The 21,638-nt window shown below is 60.0% G+C and carries 25 protein-coding genes; 12 read left to right on the forward strand and 13 right to left on the reverse strand.

What is annotated here, in order from left to right; genetic code table 11:
- Window positions 1-201: 201 nt before the first annotated feature.
- Together CXY72_RS09540 and CXY72_RS09545 are read right to left on the reverse strand one after the other, a co-directional pair.
- Window positions 202-825, reverse strand: a complete 624-nt coding sequence (locus CXY72_RS09540; protein ID WP_104127458.1) for a LysE family transporter — start codon at window positions 823-825, stop codon at window positions 202-204.
- A 99-nt stretch (window positions 826-924) separates the two neighbouring features.
- Entirely contained in the window at window positions 925-1,722 is a 798-nt protein-coding gene (locus CXY72_RS09545; RefSeq protein WP_104127459.1) for a hypothetical protein, read from the reverse strand.
- Window positions 1,723-1,836: 114 nt separating this feature from the next.
- Between CXY72_RS09545 and CXY72_RS19250 the strand changes: the two genes are divergently transcribed.
- From CXY72_RS19250 to CXY72_RS09565, 5 genes are all read left to right on the forward strand, one after another.
- Window positions 1,837-2,106 (forward strand): hypothetical protein, encoded by a 270-nt coding sequence (locus tag CXY72_RS19250; RefSeq protein WP_146071124.1) that lies wholly within the window; start codon window positions 1,837-1,839, stop codon window positions 2,104-2,106.
- A gap of 80 nt (window positions 2,107-2,186) precedes the next feature.
- The gene (locus CXY72_RS09550) at window positions 2,187-2,441 is read left to right on the forward strand and encodes an AbrB/MazE/SpoVT family DNA-binding domain-containing protein (protein ID WP_104127460.1); all 255 of its coding nucleotides are present in this window, start codon (window positions 2,187-2,189) and stop codon (window positions 2,439-2,441) included.
- A gap of 8 nt (window positions 2,442-2,449) precedes the next feature.
- Entirely contained in the window at window positions 2,450-2,833 is a 384-nt protein-coding gene (locus CXY72_RS09555) for a PIN domain-containing protein (RefSeq protein ID WP_255409276.1), read from the forward strand.
- Between the two features lie 81 nt (window positions 2,834-2,914).
- A complete protein-coding gene (locus CXY72_RS19810; protein WP_199184002.1) occupies window positions 2,915-3,241 on the forward strand; it encodes a hypothetical protein in 327 nt (108 codons plus the stop codon).
- Between the two features lie 400 nt (window positions 3,242-3,641).
- Window positions 3,642-3,881 (forward strand): hypothetical protein, encoded by a 240-nt coding sequence (locus CXY72_RS09565; RefSeq protein ID WP_146071125.1) that lies wholly within the window; start codon window positions 3,642-3,644, stop codon window positions 3,879-3,881.
- Window positions 3,882-3,902: 21 nt separating this feature from the next.
- On the opposite strand, the gene CXY72_RS09570 is transcribed toward CXY72_RS09565, so the two are convergent.
- The 8 genes from CXY72_RS09570 to CXY72_RS19255 form a co-directional block, all read right to left on the reverse strand.
- Complete coding sequence (locus CXY72_RS09570; protein WP_104127463.1) at window positions 3,903-5,996, reverse strand: AIPR family protein; 2,094 nt, start codon at window positions 5,994-5,996, stop codon at window positions 3,903-3,905.
- Window positions 5,987-6,976, reverse strand: coding sequence for a PD-(D/E)XK motif protein (locus CXY72_RS09575; RefSeq protein ID WP_104127464.1), 990 nt, complete (start codon window positions 6,974-6,976; stop codon window positions 5,987-5,989). The genes CXY72_RS09570 and CXY72_RS09575 overlap by 10 nt, the downstream gene beginning before the upstream one ends.
- The gene (locus CXY72_RS09580; protein WP_104127465.1) at window positions 6,976-9,789 is read right to left on the reverse strand and encodes a Z1 domain-containing protein; all 2,814 of its coding nucleotides are present in this window, start codon (window positions 9,787-9,789) and stop codon (window positions 6,976-6,978) included. The genes CXY72_RS09575 and CXY72_RS09580 overlap by 1 nt, the downstream gene beginning before the upstream one ends.
- Window positions 9,776-11,188, reverse strand: a complete 1,413-nt coding sequence (locus tag CXY72_RS09585; RefSeq protein WP_233197742.1) for an ATP-binding protein — start codon at window positions 11,186-11,188, stop codon at window positions 9,776-9,778. Before CXY72_RS09585 ends, CXY72_RS09580 begins: the two co-directional genes overlap by 14 nt.
- 111 nt (window positions 11,189-11,299) lie before the next feature.
- Window positions 11,300-12,469, reverse strand: a complete 1,170-nt coding sequence (locus tag CXY72_RS09590) for a DNA cytosine methyltransferase (RefSeq protein WP_104127467.1) — start codon at window positions 12,467-12,469, stop codon at window positions 11,300-11,302.
- Between the two features lie 467 nt (window positions 12,470-12,936).
- Window positions 12,937-13,212, reverse strand: a complete 276-nt coding sequence (locus CXY72_RS09595; RefSeq protein WP_199184003.1) for a hypothetical protein — start codon at window positions 13,210-13,212, stop codon at window positions 12,937-12,939.
- A 118-nt stretch (window positions 13,213-13,330) separates the two neighbouring features.
- Complete coding sequence (locus tag CXY72_RS09600) at window positions 13,331-13,603, reverse strand: hypothetical protein (RefSeq protein ID WP_104127469.1); 273 nt, start codon at window positions 13,601-13,603, stop codon at window positions 13,331-13,333.
- Between the two features lie 11 nt (window positions 13,604-13,614).
- Entirely contained in the window at window positions 13,615-14,178 is a 564-nt protein-coding gene (locus tag CXY72_RS19255) for a hypothetical protein (RefSeq protein ID WP_146071126.1), read from the reverse strand.
- 831 nt (window positions 14,179-15,009) lie between these two features.
- On the opposite strand from CXY72_RS19255, the gene CXY72_RS09610 reads away from it, so the two are divergent.
- From CXY72_RS09610 to CXY72_RS19265, 3 genes are all read left to right on the forward strand, one after another.
- Window positions 15,010-15,345, forward strand: a complete 336-nt coding sequence (locus CXY72_RS09610) for a hypothetical protein (protein WP_104127471.1) — start codon at window positions 15,010-15,012, stop codon at window positions 15,343-15,345.
- Between the two features lie 159 nt (window positions 15,346-15,504).
- A complete protein-coding gene (locus CXY72_RS19260; RefSeq protein ID WP_146071127.1) occupies window positions 15,505-15,738 on the forward strand; it encodes a hypothetical protein in 234 nt (77 codons plus the stop codon).
- 316 nt (window positions 15,739-16,054) lie between these two features.
- Window positions 16,055-16,534: a hypothetical protein gene (locus CXY72_RS19265; RefSeq protein WP_146071128.1), complete on the forward strand. Its 480-nt coding sequence runs from the start codon at window positions 16,055-16,057 to the stop codon at window positions 16,532-16,534.
- Here CXY72_RS19265 and CXY72_RS09625 read toward each other — a convergent pair.
- Window positions 16,484-16,741, reverse strand: coding sequence for a hypothetical protein (locus tag CXY72_RS09625; RefSeq protein WP_146071129.1), 258 nt, complete (start codon window positions 16,739-16,741; stop codon window positions 16,484-16,486). The genes CXY72_RS19265 and CXY72_RS09625 overlap by 51 nt on opposite strands.
- Before the next feature lie 100 nt (window positions 16,742-16,841).
- On the opposite strand from CXY72_RS09625, the gene CXY72_RS20095 reads away from it, so the two are divergent.
- Window positions 16,842-17,297 (forward strand): hypothetical protein, encoded by a 456-nt coding sequence (locus CXY72_RS20095; protein ID WP_233197738.1) that lies wholly within the window; start codon window positions 16,842-16,844, stop codon window positions 17,295-17,297.
- A gap of 58 nt (window positions 17,298-17,355) precedes the next feature.
- The gene (locus CXY72_RS09635) at window positions 17,356-17,766 is read left to right on the forward strand and encodes a DUF2256 and DUF3253 domain-containing protein (RefSeq protein WP_104127475.1); all 411 of its coding nucleotides are present in this window, start codon (window positions 17,356-17,358) and stop codon (window positions 17,764-17,766) included.
- Between the two features lie 52 nt (window positions 17,767-17,818).
- Here the strand turns inward: CXY72_RS09635 and CXY72_RS09640 are convergent, their stop codons facing one another.
- Both CXY72_RS09640 and CXY72_RS09645 read right to left on the reverse strand, forming a co-directional pair.
- On the reverse strand, window positions 17,819-18,193 hold the full coding sequence (locus CXY72_RS09640; protein ID WP_104127476.1) for a YccF domain-containing protein: 375 nt from the start codon (window positions 18,191-18,193) through the stop codon (window positions 17,819-17,821).
- 41 nt (window positions 18,194-18,234) lie between these two features.
- Window positions 18,235-18,864: a hypothetical protein gene (locus CXY72_RS09645; protein WP_104127477.1), complete on the reverse strand. Its 630-nt coding sequence runs from the start codon at window positions 18,862-18,864 to the stop codon at window positions 18,235-18,237.
- 140 nt (window positions 18,865-19,004) lie between these two features.
- Between CXY72_RS09645 and CXY72_RS09650 the strand changes: the two genes are divergently transcribed.
- Both CXY72_RS09650 and CXY72_RS09655 read left to right on the forward strand, forming a co-directional pair.
- Window positions 19,005-19,553 carry a PadR family transcriptional regulator gene (locus CXY72_RS09650; protein ID WP_104127478.1) on the forward strand — a complete coding sequence of 183 codons (549 nt, stop codon included), beginning with the start codon at window positions 19,005-19,007 and terminating at the stop codon, window positions 19,551-19,553.
- 55 nt (window positions 19,554-19,608) lie between these two features.
- Window positions 19,609-21,264: an AarF/ABC1/UbiB kinase family protein gene (locus CXY72_RS09655; protein ID WP_104127479.1), complete on the forward strand. Its 1,656-nt coding sequence runs from the start codon at window positions 19,609-19,611 to the stop codon at window positions 21,262-21,264.
- Window positions 21,265-21,638 lie beyond the last annotated feature (374 nt).

The following is a 21,638-nucleotide window of genomic DNA, read 5'->3' on the forward strand; positions in this document are numbered from 1 at the left end:
GCGCCGCGACCGTACAGCTTTCTGATCGAGCACAAGCGGGCCGATGTTGTAGGCGTCATTACAGAACTGCGCGATAAGACCACGCGCAACCTTACACGGTGCACGCTCGCCAGCCCGGCCGGTCAGACGATCTGTTCGCCGCGCGTAAAGCGGCAAGTATGGCCGCGATTTCTGAAACCGAATGGTGCGGCCGATGGGCGCTCAGTGCACCAGTGCCAACAGCAGGGCGACGGTCACGAAGAGTCCGCCGAAGGTGCGGTTGAGAATGAGCTGCCCGCGGGCGGTGTTGGTGAAGCGCTGGAACGATTTGGCCGCCACCGCGAAGAAGAACCACATCACGACGATGTCGATCAGTACCACGGTGACGGTGAGTACCAGGTATTGGGGGAGCAGCGGCTGCTCCGGCCGAATGAATTGCGGCATGAACGCGAGAAAGAAGACGAGTGCTTTGGGGTTGAGCAGGTTCACCCAGAAGCCGCGGCGAAACATCGACCTGGCTGGCTCCCGGGTCACCGGCATGGTCGGGTCCCGTTGGGAGCCGGGCTTCTGCACAATCAAGCGGATGCCCAGATACACCAGGTAGGCGGCACCGGCATAGCGAATGACGTTGAACAGCACGGGGGAACCCGCGACGAGTACCCCGACACCGAGCGCGACAACGATGATGTGCACGATGAGCGCAGCCTGCTGCCCGAGGATTCCCCAGATCGAGCGCCGAAATCCGCTGGTCAGCGAGTTGTTCATGGTGTTGATCGCGCCGGCGCCCGGGGTGAAGCTGATCAGTACGCCGGCACCTGCAAGGGCCAGCCAGAGGGAAAGTTGCACACGTCAGCGTAGCGCGGGCGGGTCGTGCCGATGGCACAACGGCACCGGCCTCCGCCTTCGCAAGTCGCCCGGTGAGGACGTTGCCATCGGTGGTGCTGTTTATTCGCGGTTAAAAAAAGTGCCAAGTGCCGAGAGACCGGGGATCTCAAAGTTCGACCCCAGGTCGGACACCTGCTCGCCGAGGCCGGTCGCGTACTCGCCCGCCCCGTCGGCGACGCCCTGGGTGACTCCCTCGAGACCACCCGTGACGCCCTCGAGTCCGCCGGCGAGGCCCTCGAAATCGACGCCCAGTCCGGCCGCCTGTTCCAGGAGGGGGCCAGCCACAGTGCTGAGCACTGCGCCACCGGCGACGGCGGCGAGTAGCCCGCCAGCCCCGAGCCCAAGGGCGGCGACCCCCGCTCCGGCAGGCGCGCCGCCGGATCCTCGGCCGGACGGCCTGGCAAACAGTTTCTTCAGCAGGCCGGGTTTCTGAGCTTCGCCGCGGGTGGCCGATCGAGCCAGGTCCTCGGGGCTGGTCGATGCCGGGTATTCGTTGGAGGGTAGCTCGGTGCGCAGCTGGGCGTCGACCTCGTCGCGTTGCGCGGGCGTGAGTCGCGCGAACGCATCGCGGTGCACCTGTTCAAGCTGCTGGGGCTCTGCGGTCTGCAGCAGGTAATCGTAGCGGGCGATGGCCGCGCGGTCGTCCGCGCTCAACGCCGACGACGTATTCGACCCAGAACGGGGAGCGGCACTCCGCTGCACATTGCCCGCCGGGGGTCGACTGTCTCCGGTGACCTTGTCGGCTGTGGTGCGCACCATATCGCGCCAATCTGTCTTGCCCGACCCGCCGGAAGACGGCTGCCCCTTCTGCTCGAGGGCCTTCGATGCCATGCGCAGAATGCGTTGGAGGTTGCTCATTGGGGGCCTTTCTGTTTGATTGGGTCCTCAAGTGTGCCTAGCGCGCCTGAGTAAAGGCTCCCAGCCATCCCGCTATCCGGTACTGAGCGCCGCGGTGCAGAGCGGGCAGCCAGAGTGACACGTGCACGCGGCAGCGCATTGCAGGTGCGCGTCGATGCAGTGCTACAGCGGATGCATCGGTTGCGGCAGCAGAACTGGCCGTGGCGTCGCGCTCGACGTGCACTGTCAGCCGACAACCGCACCAACCCGGGTTCTCCGTACGTCCCTCCCTATCTTGAACCGTACGTTGCGCCCGCCGTTCTTAACGTCGACACCTACACCGGATGCCGCGCCTACGGCAACAACAAAACCTCCGTCGCTAACAAAGGTCATCGACGCAGCTGAGACGCGAGTGCGCTTGCTCTTACCCACGCTTGCACGACAGAACATAGCCATATTGACTTACGTCTCATAAACTGTAAGACATGAAGACCGTCGTAACGTTGAGCAGCAAGGGGCAGCTAACGCTTCCCGCGGCCGTGCGTAAGGCCCTGCGACTCGAACAGGGTGATCGATTTGAAATCTCGATCGACGAAAAGACCGGCACGATGAATATCGCACCGGTTGCAGGCATCGAAGCGCTCAGCGCGCTAATCTCCAGCTGCGCGACCATCATCGAGCCCGTGACAGACGTCGACGCCTATTACCAAGAACATCGGAACGGCGAGCGCGCAAATTGAGCGCATCCTTGGATGCAAATGTCGTTCTCCGATTGCTACTTAGCGATGTGCCCGAGCAACATGACGCCGCTGTGCTCCTGCTTCAGACGGGCGGCACGTTTTTCGTATCGGACATTGCACTCGTCGAGACAGTCTTCGTGTTGGGCCGCGCCTACGGGCTGAATCGAGAGCAGCAGCGAGAAGCTATTCATGGCCTCGTGAATCTGCCGCAGATCGTCGCCAACGCTTCACTGTTTGATCGCGCGCTGACCCTGTATGTCGCCCATCCCAAATTGTCCTTCGAAGACTGCTATCTCGTAGCGTCGGCAGACGTGACGTCGAACCAGCCGCTCTGCACATTTGACCGCAAACTGGCCAGCCAAACGGATGCTCGCCTGCTGCCGACGGGCTAGGAACCACGCGCCGGACTAGCGTCCCGCGCACGATCGCCCCGGAGCCTTAGATAACCGCAGCAACTCGGGTGCGTTCGTCCCGTGACCCGACGCCTGAAAGACGCTGGTTATCGCGCAGAGCAGTGGCAGCAGCGCAAGGCGCCGCACATCAAGCCGGTCAATGACTACGTCGACGAGATCAGCACGCCAGACCTCTGGGTTCCCTGCGTCGCACCGATCCACGGCGGCATCAACGCTCGCGTACTCTTCGTGCTGCGCGATCCGGGACCGGCCACGCAGAGAGAGACCGGCAGCGGATTCATCAGCATCGAGAACGACGACCCCACCGCCGAACGTCAGTGCAATCGCTTCGAGTCCGTCGGCCTGAGTGCGTCTGCCATCTTGCCGTGGAACGCCTACCCCTGGTAATTCAACCGTGCCCCAAAGCCGCCGAGTTGGAGACTGGCGTCGACACCATCCTCGAAATGCTCCGCCTGGCCCCCGCGGTCCAGGTCGTGCTGCTTCAGGGTGGAGACGCCCACAGGTCGTGGCGCCGAGTGCTGCGGCGCACGCCGAATATCGCCAGAGATCGTGACCTCACGGTCATCCCGACTTACCACCCAGGGCTTCAGGCTCTCTGTCATAAGGATCTGACGGAGCGCAGCCGGCGCGTAAATGATCAAGCGGATGCTTACCAGCAGCTCGCAGCGGTTCTTGCCTAGCGCAGTACGGAAAGGCCCGAGGGCAGTGTGCTCGCCGCGCAGAAGTTACCAAGCGATTGAGCGATTAGTGGTTTTCGCTAGATTCGCAATAAACCATCGGGGGATGCATGACAACACAGCAACCGGGCATGAGCGACCAGATCGCGGCCCAATCGGTTATTGAAGAGCTACTGCGCCTGCAGCAGGCTGTGCCGCCACGCTCTGGCTTTGCTCGATTTTGGGGATACTCCCCACTGCCTAAGGAGAGCGTCGCCTGGTATCGCGGCGCCCAGGGCGAGATCGAGTTCGGCAGGATTCTCAGCCGTCTCCCACTGCGTGTCTGTGCCCTCTGTATGGATATACGTTGACTAAAGGGCTGAATCCGAGCTTCAATATGCGTCGCGACTGAGAACACCGCTGTCTGCCATGCGGTCCAACATGCGAAGGAGGACGGCAGCCTGACGCTCAGAGGGCACCTTGCCCTGCAGAACGCCAAACTTTTGGACAAGGTCTCTTTCGGTTGGCGAGATTGGCACTTGCTCTATTGAGCGCAACACTAGCTCCCACTCCAACAATTTGACGGCGAGAACACGTTTGATTACCTCGAAGCCAGTGTCCATGGCGCGTTGTTGTCGGTCATTAGAAATTCGAAGCTTCGCTTCTTCGGAACCGATTAGATCGGTCTTGACTGCGTCGTCGAGATGGAATGCGACTTTTGTGAAGCGCTCCCAACACGCCTGCTGCTTCGCCCATTGGGTTACGTTTGCCTGTGGGCGGTTTTGATCGGTCAGGTGCTTTTGAGCGCCGCGGGCGATCCCGAGCAAGGCCGTTAGTGTTGTGTCGCTCATTGTCTGGCTTAGCCAGAGGCGACCGAAGTCGTACTTGGCGCTGAACTGGATTCCGATCTGGAGAGCGAAGCGCGAGATCGTGTACGCAACGATATTGGCGAGGTAGCCTCGCTCAGCCTTGTACCAGTCCTGCTTCGCTATCTCGGTGCGCAACGCCTCGTAGATGATCGCTTTGCCTATGCTGGTGCGAAAGTACCCATCACCGTAGGCGTCGGCGCCCTTACCGTCGTCTTTCGCCCATTGCGCATCGACCTTCGCCGCATAATCGGAGAATACTGATTGTGCACCCTTGCTGACGAGGTCAGGGTGTTGGTTCCAGCAGTAGTCGTACTTTGCCCAGTCGGTCTTTGTAATCCGTTGCGACTTCGGATACTCAAGCTGGAATTTCGCTTGTTCACTGGCGGAGCCGCGCGCTGTCCGGTCATTTTCCCACTGCCCTCTGGCCCGTTCGTAGAACCAGCCAGTCTGGTATTGCTGGCCCTCCTTTGAAGGCGCCTTGAGCCGACGGCTAATCTGTTCCAAGCGGATGTGAAACGCGTGCGTGGAGAACAGGTCCGCGGTGCTTACTCTGTTCTGGCTGTTCGCGTACTTGGCGACCGCCTGCACGACCGTCGCAGAGTCCGCGTCGGTCACTGTTACGAGTTTCATTTGAATTGAAACCCCGTCGAGATCTGTTTCCTTGTGGTTACGGAGGAAATACGCAATCGAGGCCGTTGTCTGACCCCCATTGACGATTTGCCATCGGTCCAGGCTCCGGATGGTGACACCTTGCGTCGAGCGGCCAAGTTCCACCCCCGACGCGGTCGTTGTCAGCCCATTGTTGTAGGCAAGAAATCGCTCCGGCTCTTGAGCGAGGGTGCTCTGGATGCCACGGTTCACTTGCCCACGCGCGCTCAAGAACGTCCGGACGTTCGACTCCAAAAGCAAGCTGCCGTACTCGTCGAAGACCTCTGTGAGCAGCCGTGCAGGAAGGACTGCGAGGTACGTTCGGGTAGTCTCGTCATCACCGGGAGCGACCAAGCAAGGAAGTCCGTCCGGGAGCCATTTCGTGAAGTCGACGTGGATATCCTCGCTGCCACGGTCAGGAAGTGCCGCTTCAACAATGCGCCGTTGATCCCATACCTCGTAGGTCGTCTTTATTCCGGCGACGGTATCGGTCTCTATCGTCCGAATCCGATCGCTCATCAACCCATCCGTAATGAGAACGACGCGAACTTTAGCGACTCTGCCGGCTTTTATCTGCTTGGAGAAGTAGTCTGCGTACTCCCATTCGCGAGAAGACATCTCTAAATTTGTCGTCAACCAGCCTTCGACTGCTGCTTCGACAAAACCGGTCGCTCGTCCACTCGCGTCCTTTGCATCGGTCATCGTAAGGGTCTCGTCCCGGCCAAAATACCGGCCGGCAAGGATCACAAGGGCCTGCTCAAGCGGACTCTCCGCGTAGCCGAGCAGTTCAAGTCGCTTTCCCCTCGGACCGTTGCACCGGAGCGGTTCGACATTTAGGTTTGCGACTGCCTCGGCGTCCTCGAGCCTTCGAGCGAATACCTCCGCGAACGCCTCAATCTCGAAAGCACCGTCACCGGCGGCCGCTTCAAACTTTATCTCGTTGCGAAGCTCGTCAATTTCTACTCCCATCGCAGTCCCATTTCCCGGAGAAGTTCGCCGAAAGGCTTGATGAAAGGAGTCAACCGCAGCAACTCAAGGGAATAGCGCACATCGATAATTCCTGGTGGGAGTGAAGGTATGTCGAGGTGCGGAAAACCGAGACTCACCTCGAATCGTCGCCACTCGCCTGGAAGGAAACGGTATCTGTCGTACCACTCGTCAGAAAGATCGAGTGACAGTGCTTCGATTGCTAGATCCCACTTTGCGGCGGCTCGTGGACCAGCAGCTGAGACGACTTCGCCGGTCTCACGTGCGTACTTGCGGAAGGATATCGCCGCGCTGAAGCTAACTGGAGCGTCCTCGAACGGAAGCACAACGAGATCGAGCTGCTGCCCCAATGGCACTAGCTGGCTCGAAGACGACACGCGTATCGTGCCCGGAGGCTGGTGCGTCGACTTCACTTCGATTCCACGGCCATCCGAGAACGTGAAGTCATGAACGCCCAGCCCCGCCTTCGCCCACGGCCCGCGCCATGCCGTCACAGCGTTTTCGGCGTTCATACCGGAGTCGATCAGCTTGCGCATTAGCAGGAGCTCGGCGAAGGTACCGCGCACCAGTGACTCAGATAAACGACCTCTCCGTTGGCCGACAAATCGCCGGTATTCATCGATTGAACGGGTCAGGACCTCGACGCCTTCCGCCACAGAACTTGTTGCTCCCACTCGCTCAAGGACATATTCGACCAATTTCAGGAACAGCGGTGGTAGCCCTCGGTCGGTGGCTGTGATCTGGACGTAGTCGTTTTTCCCGCTACGAGTCGTCTGAACCGAGAAGCCCTGTCCATCGCTGACAATTTGAGAGGGTGTCAGCGATACACGTATAAATAGAGCGGCGCGGCCGTTGTCGTTGACGGCTGCGAACATGACGGGACTTCGGCCGATGATGACCATCCGACCGCTCGAAGCTTTCAGGACTTGCTGAAAAAGACTTTCCAAAGAAGGGGATGTCATCAGATTTCGTCTCCGTCAAACTCATCGTCACCCGGGTCTTCGACGTAGCCGTTGTATGCGCGCCAATAGACCTGATTGACCTGATACACCTTCGAATCCAGAGTCGCGTCCTCGACTTGCTTCTGAGTCATTTTCGGGAAGGCAATAGCAACTGCTATGCGCGTCAGATCTTTCTCAACCTTCACGAGGTCATGATCATCTTCGGGACGATCGGGAACTTCAGCTGTGACGACGTAAATCATGAGGAGTGGATGGTCGATCCAAGAGAGCGTTTGTGCCTGCGACGACAGCGGCTTTCCATCCGTTGTAAACCGTGGCTTAGCCTCCATTGCGTTACGCTCAGACGCCATGAGCGACCTAACGACGTCAGTTCCGGTGGAGACTCGCCGACGATCGAGCCTGATGTGCCCGTCGGAGCGGTCGCGGCCCATTTTGTTTCGGACGCTCATGTTGACGGCGAAATCCGGACTGAGATCGTACGCAATCCCCTTTCCGCTATTTACCAGCACGACCTGCCAGCGGTCGCATCCGGGTGCCGCCTTGAAAGCGTCTGCGATTGGCAGCGTGCCATCAGAACCCCGGTTGAACCACTGGCTGCCCTGGTCGCCCTGAAAGCTTCGGAAGAAGTCCTGCACTACAACGAGGGGGACGCCCATCCATGAATCAAAGTCGCCGCTTGTCTTGATTGCGTTCGCGGCGCCGAGCCGCGCGATGAGTGCCTCGACGGCGGCCAGGTTGGTGGCGTCGACGTCGGCGATGCCGGTGAGGTCATAGGACTCGGCGAGTCGGTTTTCCCAGACAATCGGTCCTATTTCAACGATTTCAGTGTCGCGTCCCTTGTTCGCCGCAACGATGTCAACGCTGTCAGGGTGGACTCGAACTCGCAACCCGAAGTCCCTCGGGGTTAGGCCGCGTGCCTTCATATCGACGAGTGTCTCTCGCAGTTCTTCGGTGACTTCCGCGGAATGAGTGAATGCTGAACGTGTTGTCTCCGGCATCCAAATTCGCACTAGGTCATCAAAGTGGGCTCGGTATCCGAACCAACGCCCCATTTGCATGAGCGTATCCATTGTGCGTGGTTCGCGCACAAAGTAGCTGACCTGGAGGCCGTCAAGGGTAAGTCCGCGCGACAAGATATCCCCGCCGACCACAATCTTTGGAGCGAGGTCGTCCGCTTGTCGCTCGGTGACGGTCATTAATTTCCGGCGCTTGGCTCGTTCCTTCGCTGTGTCGCCATTCACGAGGTCAATCCGGAACTCATGAGCGATTTCGAGGAGTTTTTCGGAAATCTGGTCCCAGGTGACGTCCTTCACTGAGGCAAACCGGACACCCCAGAGTTCGCGCATTATTTCTGCGGGCACGCTTCTGTCCGTGGTGCGTCGGGCGAATTCTCCGAGAATAACGGCGACCGCCTTTTTGAGAAATTCTTCGGCTCGATCCGCGACATCGCGCTCCACGCTCTTGAACCGAGAGACATTAATGAGCATCGACGCGGCTTTGGTCTTTTTGTCGCGGATGCGGCGAACGGCTGTTCCCAGGAGAAAATCGATCATCGCCGTCTTCATTGACTCGGGGAGCGCGGTGACGGGATGGTGGTTCTTGTGTTTGATCGGGATAGTTTTGAGGCAGTCATCGACCTCGGTGTTTAGCAAGGCGTGCCCGCCCTCGGGGAAGTATGTTCCGATTCCGAAATAGTTACTCGGCGGGAAGGCGACCCTGATGAAGTCGCTCGGGAAGAGATCTGGGAGCACAGTCCCAGGGCCGTCGTCCTCTGGCTCACCTTTCTTCCGTTTTTCCACAAACTCAAATTCCGCTTGGTCATCAATAAAAATGTTGGCGAATGGCGTGGCCGTGATCGCAAGATAGGAACTTCTTGTCGATACATCGAGGAGTGCGCGGATCGCCCGGTTGACGCTTGTCGGGTCTATCTTGTCGCGCGTGTTTGGACTCCCCCAGTCCGATTCGTCGTCTACGACGATTAGTGGTATATCCAGCCGACCACCCGGGGCTTGGTCCTTGATATACGTCCGAATGTTGTTCAGCAGAGAAGGGTTCTTCTTGGTGACGAAGACCGTCGGAAGTCCACCGTCCACCCAGGTGATGCTGGAACCGCGCTTCGATCGCGAGAAGTCATGTCGAACGGTCGTCATCAGGTGGGCGCGAAGACCGGAATTTTTTCCTACGCCGACGTAGCGGATCGCGGCGTTGTTAATGCCGTCCTCCCACGTCTCTGAATCTACCCCGAGGAGGTCTGTGTCGAATCGTGTCTGTGTCTGCTGACGAAGGTCTTCAGTGTGACCGCCGATGACGATAATCACGCGATAGCCATAGTCAAGGGCCTTGTTGAGGATGCCAAGGTAAGTTGCCGTCTTTCCGGACTGGACCTCTCCCATGAGTAGGCCACGGCGCGGCCACGTGCCGTCAACCTGCGTGGGGTCACCAAGGAGCTCTACTACGTCGTCGGTCTGAGCGTCGAGCGTGTTGATGACGTTCGCCTCCCAATCTCGACTGATTAGCAACTTTTTATATGCGTCCCAGCGCGGGGTTTCGGTCGTTTGCCGGCGCTGCTCGATCCAAAGCTTGAAGGTCGCCCGGTCGACGATGGAATCGCCTAGGGCCATCTCAACGGTATTTTCCTCGGTCAGTTCCTGGAGTACCTCTTCACTCTCTAGCGCGCTTAGATCCTCGAATAGCAAGGACGCCAACCCGCCGGCCTTGGTCTCCAGCTCATCAAAAGTCAGTGGGCGGATATGGTTGAATAACTGACTCTTGAGGTACGCTTTAAATTCGGTTTGACGATCATTGAGCTGCATTAGTGCCCTTCCAAATGAGATCGACGAGCGTGCGCAGGTCATCGACAGTATTAAACGGCTCGACGGCGATCAATTGCGTCACAGCCACAGCCGGGTCATTGCTCAAAATTTCCGACTGATGAATCACGGTAAGCCGTGCAAGAATCACTTCTCGTTCCGGCTGGATCGTGTTAACTGGGGCGTTCGTCGCCACCTCAACATAGGCATCCATAAAGGGAAATGTTGAGGCAATGGTTTGTAACAGGTCGACCACACGCTCGGCATCTTCCGCTTCTAGGCGCGATAGGACTGATCCAACGAAGGGGCTCTCGAGGTTGACCTCGTAGGCGAAGCCGTCTCGGGTGCTTAGTTTTCTCCAAACGTGCGCGACTTCGGTGCTCTCGCGCCGTCCCCGAAAAGTGTGAACGCGGTGCCCGCGGTCCAGGATTGGGTCGATCAATTGCCGAAGTCGCAACTTGAACGACTGCGGCGGTAGTGCTTGAGACTTCTTGATGTCGAGTTGCCATAGCGCATCGAGCGACGGTGGCACATCGACCTGGACCCGAGTCTGCTTCGATAGTTCGTTCATACGCGCGAGTCCGTACCAATGACCATGGGAGATGAGGCGCTGGTTCCGGTAGACGTAAAAACCCTGCGCCTCTCTCATGTCGTTGCCGAGGTCGGGGCGTCGTAGCTCCTCGGGCGTGAGGCCAGATGGGTGCGGGAGCGTAAACCCTTCCACTCGAACTTCAACACCACCAATGTCGATAGCTTCTGGCCCAGTGCGCTGAGTCTTCGGGTTATCCGACAGGAACGGGTCGATCGGTCGGAGGCTTACTCCGTTGATTGTGATCGAAAGTCGTTCACGTCGACGAGCGAGGAACCGATGAAAGACGAGGGCCAGAGTGGAACGGACACCGCTCAGCTGCTCAGCGACAAAAGCCCCGGGCTGAGTTGTGTCACCGAGCAGAAGATCCAGGTCGTGCCACACCACAAGGGTGCCAGCGGACTGTGCATCGAACTCGCTCCACAACGGCAAATTGCTTACCTCGGTCTCGTCGAGCACGATAAGAAGCCACTTGCCCGAGGCGCGTACGAAGTTGATGTCCCAGCGCAGTGCCGTAACCACGCCGGCTCGCTTCGACACGACTGTCAAGCAGCGCGCTTGTGACAATGACGCCGTTTTGAGGCCGAGCCCGAACCGTCCGAGATCCGAGTCCTCGCGATCGCCGACGGAACCCGCGAGTCTTAGCGCTTCTCGTGCAACCTCAAATGTCATACCCCGGCCGTCGTCGAGAATCGCCAGATATTTGCCCTCGATCACATCCGCGTCAAGGATTACGAAATGCGCTCCTGCGGTGATGCTGTTGTCAATGAGATCCGCAACAGCAGCTCCGAGTGAGTAGCCGACGGAACGCATGGATTGGAGCAGGTTCACGCTCGGTGGGACTTCTTCAGAGTTCACTGTGCTCTCTCCCCCTCCCCGGGTCTGATGCACGACTCACGATAGCCGGACATTTGAGCGTTGTTGCTAGGCCGCTTTGCTCTGCTTCCGCGAGAGGACCTCGGTGATCTTGATATTTGGTTCAATCGACGGATAGGCGATCCCGGCGAAAGATTTGAAAAGCGCGGTAAAGATTGCCTCAGCACCCTTCACCGGAACGGCCATACCAACCTGCTTGCGCACGCTCTCTGAACGACCCTCGAAAACGAAGTCATCTGGGAAAGATTGAAGACGCGCTTTCTCCCTGTTTGTCAAGGATCGGTCGAGCATCCAGTGATAGATGTACGATCCGCCCCCACCAGCGCCAGTTACAGTATATGACGGCTTGTCAGGCTCCAGACGCTTGTATGTGGTGCTGATCGTTGTGCGCGTTTTGATATGAAGCCTCTGCGGCATCTCAGCAAGGGCACGAGGAGAGAATGCATGCTCGCCCGGCCGTAGGTAGCTGAGCCGATCGATGACTTGCGCAGAGAGCCGCGCCATTTGGTGATTAGCCGTGTCCGACGCAATGGCCGGAACACTAAGTGCACTTTCCACGCTCACATCGATGTCCTTGTAGATGTCCGGCGAGGGGACCCGGAACTCAGCATCAAGGTCCTCGCGGATTCCGACAATCACGATGCGTTGACGCCGTTGCGGGACACCATACTCGTCGAAAGAGTAAAGGTGCGGGACGATCCGATAGCGTGGACCGCCATCGGGAGCTTGAAGATGTTCGAGAATCTGCTTGAAGGCCCGGCCCTCGTTCGCGCCGCGAAGCCCCGACACGTTCTCAGCGACAAACCACTTGGGCTTCTTCGAGGCAAGGACTTTGACCCCGTAGCTGTAAAGAGGACCGTATTCGCCGCTCAGGCCTTTCCACTCGCCCACGAGGCTGTAGTCGTTGCAAGGAAAGCCAAAAGCAAACCCATCGATATCTCCAAGCGCATCGATGTCGAGATCGTGGACGTTTTGGTGCACAACACCTCCACCGGCCGCGGGGAGGTCTGCCGAGGACTCAACTACCTTCGCGTCTTCGCCATACTCAGGCACCAGAATGTTGATTTTGTAAGTGTTGCAGGTGTCCAGGTCGTAGTCGTTCGCCCAAGCATGTTTGAGCGCAACGCCGTCGACGGCCTGTGCCGCGAGCCGTGCCCCGAGTGCCATGCCGCCGGGCCCACCAAACAACTCGCCCATGCGATAGGTCTGGACGGTCATGTCCTGAGCTCCTCGGGTTTCATTTGTCATCAGAACGATCCTATCGCCCGCTGTCGAACCCAGAATGCTGGCGCGCTGGGTCACCGTTAGCAATGGCGTCAGCGACCACCTACGGCTTGGTCCGATCCGGTCTTCCTTTCTTGAAGGTAGTGGAATCGTCCGACATTGAAGAATGATAGGTGATGGTTTCCGACGCGGATGGCTCGCCAGATAACTCCTGGGACCGATCCCTATCGCGCGGGAAATGATACCGACGCAGTGACACCGCTAGTTGCCCGCGCTTTTGAAACCTTTTGATGCAAAATTACCTGCGGGCTAAGGCCGGTTTACCCGGGCCGCCGACGCTGATTCGTTTGCGGAGGTCGGTGAATCCAAGGCTGCCGTATTGCGATCGTGTGTGGGCCGCGACGGCGCAGGGAGAGGTATTGAAGGTGCTGAGTCGCGCTGGACGCCAAGAACCGACCTGCCTAGCTAGCACTGCCTTCCACGGATCCATTTTGTTCGACCTTATTGCGATGACCTGAAGCTACGTGCGGGAAGCAGCTTTGCAACGCACGAATCATAGTCGCGGCAAATTCCTCGTCAAATTGGAGTGTCTGACTGGTCTTCGGCTTAGATTCGCGAGAGTCAGAACCGAAAGTCGACAACTGCAAGTATTTTGAACCGGTCGGGCCTTCCACTATCTGCAAAAGGCAGTCGACTTCCGTTGGATGTATTTTGACGTTTTGCGTTCCGATGGCCATCGACCGAATTCTTGCCATGATTCCCACTCCGTTAGATATCTCATTCGCTCATGTACGTCTTGCGTGTAAGTATGCCCGTGTATGCAGCGCCGCCACCGCTATCCGCGCCGTGGTCTGCTTAGACAACCGGACGCTCGTCGTCGCCACAGCTGTATCCGGCAAGGCCTCGACCATGGTCGCTACGTCCCGGGGATGCGCTGCCCCGCAACCGGATGGCGGCCGACAAGTTCCTCATGCTCGCCTTCAACAGCGCGGCCGCGAAGTACTGCAGAAGCGGACTCGCCACGGCTTCGGTGCGCTCGGCTTCGAGGCCGAGCGCACCGTCGCCCGCACACTTCACGCCTTCGGCCCCGACATCAGCGGACAGGCCTGTGGCAGGAAGCAATCGCATACGACGTGGCTTTAGTGAGTGGCAGCGACATTGCCCAGCTCAGCGTGATCATCGACCGGCTGAGCGCGACCGACATCGCGTTCCGCAACGAGTAGGACTTCCTTCGCGCGGTGCTCGCCCGTAAAACGGGTGCTGATGCGTTCCGGAAAAGTGGGTGCCGTCTGCTCCATAGTCCGCGTCCCGCCTTTTGAGGCGTGCATGGTCATTAACGAGATGTCCAGCAGATCGGCGAGGTGTTTGCAGCCATCTAGATAGCGGCTCCGCTGTAGATAACGACCGAGCACGAGCATCGACAGCTCACGGCCAGGCGCGCTGGGGATCGCGCCGCCCGGGATGCGGCTGTGCAGGGTGGTCAACGATGACGGATGGCTGCTGCCACGGCGCTGTCGGCTTCGAGCGTCATAATTTCCACCATTGGCGCATACTCGGCGGTTAACGAAACGACGCTTTTGGCGATTTGTGCGGGCTCTGCATGACGAAAGCGCTGGAGACATCCGCAATAGATTGAGAAAACGAAAAGTACGTTCCAGGCGGATGATGTCGCTCGGGCCGAACCAGGACTCAAAGTCGGTCATGACCGACACATCGGCACCAGCGAAGGGATTGATACTTTGCCAGTCGTCGCAGACCGGGAAAGAGTAGCGTCCGGGTCTGGCCAGGAGCACCCGAGCGAGGCGAGATGAGCCGACCCCGCGGTGATTGGGAATCGGAGCTGCTGGCCCGCGCCGTCGCCCCGAAAAGTGCGGTGACCAAGAAGGTCACGCTGTTCGTGGCGGCCGACCCAGACTTCCTCTCGGGCAAAGCGCTTAAGGCCTGGCAGCCCGATCGTGGGCGAAGCCGTGGCAGACATCCACTCACATGCATCGACTTGTCCTTATGTATCGCGACTATGCCCTCAACTCGTCCTGGTTCCGCTGAGAATCGCAAAATCCGACGACGGTCGCGAGCTCGGCCGGGAGTCGATACCTCAATGGGCAGCCAGGCGGGTCAAGCGTTCTACATTCACCCGTCACGGCAGCAGCGACGACGACGAGGGCATGATCGGCACATACACTTAATCTGGTCTCGTGGCTTACCGGAAGCATGAGGGCAAAAAACCGATCGCGATCACCTGGGACCTCCAGCGAGAAATGCTCGCCGACGACGACATAAGCGCCCGCGCCGTCCCGCGAAGAGCGGCCTGCGGGTCTGTCGGCGGCGATCAAGGCCGTGGCGCTCTGATTCGCCAGAACCTCCCTAAATCAGCCCTGTCCGAGGGCCGCGGGCCGGCTACGTGTTAACTAGAGTGCGAAGTGCGGGCTGAAGCCCGCCTCGCGCACTCAGGACGATTAGTGGAATGCACGGCCATTTAGCCGTGGGCCCTGCAACCGGATCGAACTCGCCGAGCTAGCGAGAGGACAGCCAGCATGCCGGCGACTTGGCAGCCATCCGCCTGGGGCAAGGCCCTCACCAGCTCCGGCGACTGGAAACTCGCACTCCACGGCGACTCCGTCACGGTCACCGTGGGTGGCGTCGCTATTGTGACCGCGGTTGCGGACGTTGAGGCTGTCGTCGTCACGCGCGGGCTGTTCTGGAGTCAGATCCGGCTCGAGGTGGGGGAGTGGGTGAGTCGGCTCTACGGCATCCGCTCAAAGGACGCTGCCGCGTTTGAACGAGCCTTCGTCGCGTCCCTCAAGGCGCTGCAACTTCGGCAGTGCAGCGCGGAGTTCGATGCGGCGGCCCACCGAGCGAGCCTTGACTGAACGGCTTCACTGTCGCGCTCGCGAACTATTTGCAGATCAAAGGGCGGATCACCGCCGGATTCAGCGCCGAATGGGCGGCCCGCAAATCTGCCGTCGGGTTCAGCCAACTGCTCGACGACGAGGTTGTGCGCCCGCATATTGACGCCGAGTCTGCCGACATTGCCGAGACGCCAATGGGAGACGCTCATCAACCTCGGGCGTCAGGACATCCATCTTGTGCGCGCCGCCGATGTGATGCACGCTCCCACCTTCGCCGAGGTGGCCCCGCTGCTCGTGGCGCTGCTCGACGGCCGCGGTCCTTGCTCGCGTGTTCAGTTGCTCCGGCCAGTAACGGGAATTCGTGTCGCATGTTTCAGTGGGCTGCAGGTCTGCTCCCAGAAGAGCGCTACGTGAGTCTCAGGAGTATGCTACCGGCGTCGATTCGGATGGGAGCCGTGGCGATGCATAAAGTGGGCGCACACGAACCGAGCAACACTGCCTTCTCCGTCACGGGCGGTGTGCTCACTGGTGTCCTGGCCGCTCTGACGGTTCAAGCCGCACAAGACCTACAGGCAAACGCCCAGCTGACCCGTGCGGAGATCGAATCAGAGCAGAAGAAAATGCAGACGATACCGGTGCCAGAACCGGGTTCCGGATTCGTTTCGGACGGTCGAGCCAAAGTGCGAGCACCGGCGTCGCCGGAGAAACCAGTGAATGGGGTGGGATCGACATGACACAGAAGAGCATCCGCTTACCATCGGCCAAGCGGCCGCACGCCTCAGCCCGCACGTTCTTGGTGCTCGTACTTGCTGGGTTTCTCCTCACGGGCTCCAGTTGCGCTCGGAGTGGCACGAGCAGCCTGGATGACCTGGGTCGCATTCTCGGCCGATCTGCAAACGAGACCGAACGCATTGTAGGGGGCGGTTCCGCCGGCGCGGAGAAAAATGCCGCGCGTTGGCTCGAGAAGATCGAGGCCTATGGTGACAGCGATATGCGTGCCGCCTGCAACCTTGCCCTGGCCATGTCGGGCTTTGGAACACCGAAGACTCAGGCCGATCTTGAGCATCTACTGCAACTTACATCCGCCATCACGAATCCCACGGCTGAAGTGACAAACCTGCGGGACACGACGGCGTCTGCATTGATCGAGGATTACCAATCAGCCTCCCTGGCCGCGGCAATAACGGTGTTCGACGAGACCCTCTGCTGACCAGACGTGCGTGGTCAGATGAACGTTGACCATCGTGATGAGTAGACGCAACTGAAGCAGAAACCGCGGCCGGATATTCTCCCGCTCGAAGGCTGGATGAGCGTTGCCGATGCGCATTTCGGTCGTCCACGACGGTAAGCCGTCGGCGGTCAGCTCGTCGAGCGCCTCTCGGATGAGTTCGTCCGGGTAGAAGTCGGCCATCGCCATCGGGCGAAACGTACGACGGTTGAGAGGAGCTGTGGCGCATCCGTTTATCGGGTTTACCGTTTACATCAGCGTGCTGCCGCCATTCGTGGGAGCATGACGCATGCACAACTTCGTGAGCGAGATCGTCAACCAGGCTCCCCAACAGAACAGCTGGTGGCTTAACGGAGGCGGCTGGTTCGTACTGGCCCTCGTCAATGCGGGCCTGGCCGAACAGAAGAACCGTTCGCGCTGGACCTGGTTCGTACTCTCTCTGTTTCTCGGGCCCATCGCCACGTTCCTCATTGTGGTCTGGGAGCCCGTCACCCAGCCGCCACTTGAGCTGGGGAATCCGTTTGCGCGGGCCGACGACCGCTATCTCACCCTCGCTTTTCTGGCTTTCGTGTTCACTGTTGGCGCAGTGCTCTTCGCCGTGGCCGGGCAGACCTGGTACATGTGGGTTGCCAGCGGCGTTGGTGCCGCGGCGCTCGCGCTCTTTCTCGCTCTGTTTCGACGTGCACGCGCAAAGCGGATGGCAGCACGCGCGCACGCGCGCAGTGCCGCAGTGCCGACTGTCTGACCCCTACAAGCGCTACGGCGTGTCGACGGGTGCCGTGTTGTCGCGCAAGATAGAAGGTATGGCGCACCGTCAACCGAAACCCACCGATACCGACTCCACACCGGGCCGAGCGGAGAAGACGTGCGCCTCGTGTGGGCGTCGCATCGAGTGGCGCGCGAAATGGGCCAAGAACTGGGATTCGGTGAAGTACTGCTCGGCAGCGTGCCGGTCACACGGCGTCAACGCGACCGACCTGCAGCTTGAAGCGACCATCGTGACGCTACTCCACGCGCGGGCGCACGATTCCACGATCTGCCCCTCTGACGCGGCGCGAGCCATCGGCGGTGAGGACTGGCGCGACTTGATGGAGCCGGCCCGCCGAGCCGCACGCCGCATGGTCGCCCGCGACGAATTGCAGATCACGCAGGGCGGAGTCGTGGTCGATCCGTCGACTGCGAAGGGTGCGATCCGGTTGCGAACGCCGCGGTAGAGCGTTACAGAAGGTGCGGGTCGGGTGATTGCCGCCGTGCTACCGGTGAATCCTACGGCGTGTCGACGATCTGCTTGCCGAGCGGCATGAGCGCGACCGGGATCAACTTGAAATTGGCGATTCCGAAGGGGATACCAATGATGGTGATGCAGAGAGCGATGCCCGAGAGCAGATGCTCCAGGGCGATCCACCAGCCGGCCAGAATGACCCAGACGACATTGCCGAGGAGCGACGCGACGCCGGCATTCGGCGTCTCAACCACGGTCTTGCCAAACGGCCAGAGCGCATAGACGCCGATGCGCGCCGCTGCGATCCCCCAAGGAATCGTGACTATGAGGATGCACATGATGAGTGCCGCGACCATATAGCCGAGGAACAGCCAGAAGCCTGAGAGCACGAGCCAGATGATATTGAGGAGGGTCTTCATGATGGTTCTATTCTCTCAGGCCGCATAGTGCAGGCCTGCGGTTACTCGCCGTCAGTGATGGACCAAGTCCCGTCTATGGACACCAAAGGGAAGGCCACAAGCGAGCCAAGCGCTTGTTCCACGCTGTTCAATGCCGCTACATCGTCGCCGGAGTAGACAAAGTTCGCCGGGACGATAGTCGCCGTTGTTCCAGTGATGGTTACCGCTGAATCCGGAACCTCGACCGTGAGATAGGTGTCGTTCGCCATCTGCGTCAAGAGGAGGAACGGGAAATACGCCCCATAGGTAGATGACTGTTCCTGCGCGAGCGCGGCTGCGTCGGGGAAAAATATCGACAGTGATTCCAGCTCGGGAATGAGGTGCGCAAGGTATCCATTTGCTAGCGCAAACTCATCCTCTGTGCTCGACTCCGAAAGCGTCGAGCGAATCTCCATCACGTCGGCGGCATCTGCTGCCAGTGCGGCGTTGAGCAGGTTTTCCAGGGTCTTCGCAGGGGTGAGACCGGCTGCATCGTCCACCACGGGAATCTCGGTGGCCGCGGGCTCCGCAATGCTCGTGGCTGCTGGCGTTGCTTTGGACTCGACGCTCGCGGTGGCACCGCACCCGGTCAGCAGAATGCTCAGAAAGACTGTTCCGACGGCGACGATCGGCACCTTGACTGTGTGTTGCATGGTTCCCCCTTGTTGCGGTCTATCAAAGACCTGTTGAGTCTATCTGGGAGCCAGCCCTGAGCTTCCGCTTTCGTGTATCGCTCGGGTGCATCGCTAGATATCGTTGAGTATCGTTCGCACTTCATACTGAGGAGGCAATCATGGGCAATTCATATCCAACAAGCGGGTTCAACGCCGGCAACATCGACGGCATCTGGCAGGCGATGGAGCAGTTCCGCTCGAGGTTCGAGAAGCAAACGGGAACCCGCGCCGGCCGTGGTGAGGTGCGCACGGCGGTGCTCGCGTTGCTCGCTGAGCAGTCGATGCACGGCTACCAGATCATTCACGAAATCGAAGAGCGCAGTGGTGGCAGCTGGAAACCCAGCGCCGGATCGGTCTACCCGACCCTGCAGCTGTTGGCCGACGAGGGCCTCATTAGCGCCGAGGAATCCAATGGTCGCAAGATCTACTCCTTGACCGATGAGGGGCGCGCCGCTGTCGCTGACTCCGACATGAGCGCGCCGTGGGAAACGACGGCGTCGACTTCTGGCCACGGGCATGGCCATGCGGCGTTGCCGAAAGCAGGGATCGAGCTCGCGCAGGCAGCGGCGCAGGTTGGTCGCACCGGTTCGCCGGAGCAGATCAAGCAGGCCGTCATGGTGCTCGACGACGCACGTCGCAAGCTCTACTCGATCCTCGCTCAGGACTGACGGGGTGCCACTGGTTCGTCGAGGTAGCTACGATTCGAACTCGGGCGCGGGAAATATGCGCGCCCGCTACCGCCGCATTCTGCGTTTCGCCAGTTGGTATCTGGCCATAACGTGGTGGTTCGAGTTGTTTTTGCCCCGCATCGGGCTGGTGAAAATCGCTGAGCGCACTCGCTCTAAGCGGATGCAACGCTTCGCCAAGGGCTTCTACGTGCTCGCGTCCGACCTCGGTGGCCTCATGATCAAGGTCGGGCAATTCATGTCCTCGCGCCTCGACGTGCTGCCGCCCGAGATCACCAAAGAACTCGAGGGCTTGCAAGACGAGGTCGCGCCGGTGCCGTTCGCGGCTATTCGCGCGGCCGTCGAGGCAGAGTTGGGCATGCCGCTCGAGCGGGCCTTTACGTCGGTCGACGAGACGCCGGTGGCCGCGGCATCCCTCGGGCAGGCGCATCGGGCGCAACTGACCGCGCTCGATGCTGCTGACACGGGGCTCGACGGGGTCATTATTAAAGTGCAGCGGCCGGGGATCGACGAGATCATCGACGTCGACCTGGCCGCCCTGCGCAAAGTGGGCGGGTGGCTCAGCCATGTGAAACTCGTCTCCAACCGAGTCGATATGCCGGCGTTGGTCGAGGAATTCGCCCAAACCAGCCTCGAAGAAATCGACTACCTGCACGAGGCAGCCAGCTCTGAACGTTTCGCGGCGGCCTTTCCCGACGACGACCGAGTGAGCGTACCCGTCGTTGCCTGGGAGCGCACCACCCGCCGCGTACTCACCCTCGAAGACGTCACGGCGATCAAGATCACCGACGTCGATGCCCTGGTCAAGGCCGGCATCGACCCCGTCCAGGTGGCGCCCGTCTTCGCTGAAGTCATGTTCGACCAGATGTTCACCATGGGGTACTTCCACGCTGACCCGCACCCCGGCAACATCTTCGTCACCCCGCACGCCGACAGCGAGCGTGGCTGGAAGCTGACATTCATCGATTTCGGCATGATGGGTGAGGTTCCCAAAAGCACGCGCACCGGGCTGCGCAAAATGCTGATCGCCGCCGCCTCGCGGGACGGACGCGGACTGGTCAACGCCATGAACGACGTGGGAGTGCTGCTCCCCTCGGCCGAAACGACCGAACTCGAGCGCGCAATGACACAGCTGTTCGCCCGGTTCGGCGGAATGGGATTCGCCGAACTGCGCGAGGTCGACCCCCGTGAGTTTCGCGAGTTCGCCGTGCAATTCGGTGACGTCGTGCGCTCGTTGCCATTTCAGCTCCCCGAGAACTTTTTGCTCATCATTCGGGCCATGTCCCTCACCTCCGGAGTCTCGAGCGCGCTCAACCCCGCATTCAACCTGTGGGACTCGGTTGAGCCCTACGCGGCGCAGCTGCTGCGCGATGAGGGCGGCAACCTGGTGCAGGACTTCGCCAAACAGGCGTTGGAGACCGCCGGTCTCGCGTTTCGCCTGCCGAAGCGGCTCGACGGGTTGATCACCCGCATCGGAGACGGCACCGTAGCGGTCGCCAGCCCGGTCCTCGAGAAAAGAGTCGCGCGCCTCGAACGCACCGTGCGGCAGGCGATCTCGGCGCTCGTCTTCGGCGCACTGCTCATCGCGGGCGTCCTTCTGCGAGCGGATGACGCGGTGCTCGGCACCGTACTAATGGTCGCGTCGATCGCCCCCCTGCTGCATGCCCTGTTCGCGGGGCGCCGCGGGGTCTAACCGAGGGCGGTGACAGCCGTTGCCGCAAACGCGACCCGATCGACGGACGTTGAATTTCGACAGTTTCCAGATTGCACCGTGCCTGGTGAAGTCGTGGGCAAAGACCCACGCCGCGGTGCGCGACGCCTCACACCGGGCGGCCTCAAGGAGACATGTCAGTGTCCTCGGCGATGAACTAACGCTGCGGGCGGCAGGTGGCGACTGCCGACAAGAGCGGTCACTTGGTTGCTTCAGCATGGTCGCAGTGACCATTTTTCTACACTTGTAAATGAGAAGAAACTTCTGATCTGACGTCACTTTTATGCTGAGATTTACTCGCTTTAATGGTCGATTCGGGCTATAATTGTGGGTGAAGGAGGCACTGACGCCATGAC

Origin of the sequence: Cryobacterium sp. Y57, assembly GCF_002929505.1 — a bacterium.
In the GTDB taxonomy this organism is placed as follows: domain Bacteria; phylum Actinomycetota; class Actinomycetes; order Actinomycetales; family Microbacteriaceae; genus Cryobacterium.